Genomic DNA, 1,758 nt, shown 5'->3' on the forward strand with positions numbered 1-1,758 from the left:
AGGCGCCCCCGGCCCTCACCGACACCTCACCGATCACACCAGGAGGCACTCGTGACCTACCACCTGCCCGGACCACGCGAACTCGTCAACGCCATCGACACCGCCCAGGCCCGGCTCGCCGCCGCCGACGCACACCGCGCCCGCGTCGCCTGCACGGTGATCGCCGCTGCTGTACGCGACATCCTCACCGACTTCGACCACGACGCCGAGTTCGACGCCACAGGTCTTGCCCTGCTGGTCGGTGAACACCGTGGTGCCGTCATCCCGCGCGGCACGTACTGGACGGCTTCCGACGAAGTGCGTCACATCGAAGACCCTCATGCGCAAGACGGTCTGTCGGAGTGGGTGTCACACCTGAATGGGGACAACCGCGCCGGTTGGGAACCGCTGTGCACCGTCCTCTCGCGAGGGTACTACCGGCTGGACCTGGCGAGGGCCGCCCAACTGCCCCACGACCGCGATACGGCCAGCGCTGACCTGGAGATCGCCGCCGACGACGGCACGCGTGTCGCTGAGATCAGCGTCGAGTTTCAAACCAGCGAAAACGGCCACGAGCCGCTGTCGGTACCGGCGGGCGTCCGCGCGGCCGAGGTACTCGCCCGTGCGCCCGAGCACCTCGCCCGGCTGGCCGCTCTCGTGTCCCAGGCCCGTGACCTGATCGCCCGCGACCACTAGTACCTGAACCCCAGGCCCGGGGGAGGAGGGCGGTTGGCACCGCCGCCGCCCTTTTCCCCGAACGGCCCCAACTCCCCACTGCCGCCAGCGCCGGACCCCAGGTCCGGCCACGAACCCAGCCGCGCCCGCCGGGAGGGCAACCCGGCGGGCGGACGCCGACCGGCCCGGCTGAACCACCATCCAAGGAGTACCTCATGACGCAGCCCACTCGACGAACGCGCCGCACGGCGGCGCTGGACACCCTGCGCGCGGCGACAGGCTTTGAGGCCGTGCTTCAGCGCAGGGCCGCTCAGACCCTGTGTGCCGTGCTCCGCGGCCGAGTCGTCCAGATGGCCATCACACCGTGCAACCTCCACACGGAGGTCCGGTGGCAGGGGCCGGGCTCGGTGGACGGTCACCTTCTGATCCACCGCCGGGACGGAAACACGGTGGTCGACGTAACGGTACTCGGGATGGGGGGCGAGGCCGCCGACGCTCTCGCCCGCCTCGCCGGGACAACCCAGGGAACCCCTGTCGGCACTGACGAAGCCGGACAGCGGGTTCTCCGGCTGTGCGGTCACTCTGTCACCGAGGCCAGGCGGATACTGGACGCCCTGATCCGGGCCACGGAACCGAGTCCCCTCCAGATCACGCGGGCCAGGTACAGCACCGTCCGGAGCGAACTCCTCGCAGCCCTCGAACACGAGCTGACCCGCCGCGTGCTCGCCGACTTCCCTGGTGCCGGCTGGTTGGTCGTGGACCCTGGCCGGTGGTCGGACACCTGGGGAGAGTCCCAGATCGAGTTGCGGGCTGTCATCGCCTGCGACGGTCACGTACTGCACGAGCACGAGCCCTGCCGGAACGGCGCCCGGCAGGTCGGCGGTCTCCACCACACGCAGTGGGCCGAAGCCGTTGACCAGTTGCTGACGGATACGGCCGACCTCGACGGGATCGCCGGGTGGCCGGAGGTCTGCGACGTCATCACCTGGGCGTGCTATCTGCGGGCCGTTCGGGTGAGCACGTCGGCGGCGGCGGCGAACTGCCGCTACCTGCACGACGACCACGACGTCGATCAGGCGTAGTCCACGGCGGTGGGAGCCGGAC

At 70.4% G+C, this 1,758-nt stretch carries 2 protein-coding genes; both read left to right on the plus strand.

What is annotated here, in order from left to right:
• The first annotated feature begins 51 nt into the window (after nt 1-51).
• Nucleotides 52-675: a hypothetical protein gene (locus tag ACWF94_RS39950; protein WP_453500116.1), complete on the plus strand. Its 624-nt coding sequence runs from the start codon at nt 52-54 to the stop codon at nt 673-675.
• A 194-nt stretch (nt 676-869) separates the two neighbouring features.
• Entirely contained in the window at nt 870-1,736 is an 867-nt protein-coding gene (locus ACWF94_RS39955; protein ID WP_453500118.1) for a hypothetical protein, read from the plus strand.
• The last annotated feature ends 22 nt before the right edge of the window (nt 1,737-1,758 follow it).

It is taken from the genome of Streptomyces sp. NPDC055078 (assembly GCF_053607985.1).

Bases quoted from the DNA above. Each gene is read 5' to 3' on its own strand.
- ACWF94_RS39955 (WP_453500118.1), top strand. From the start codon at position 870: ATGACGCAGCCCACTCGACGAACGCGCCGCACGGCGGCGCTGGACACC.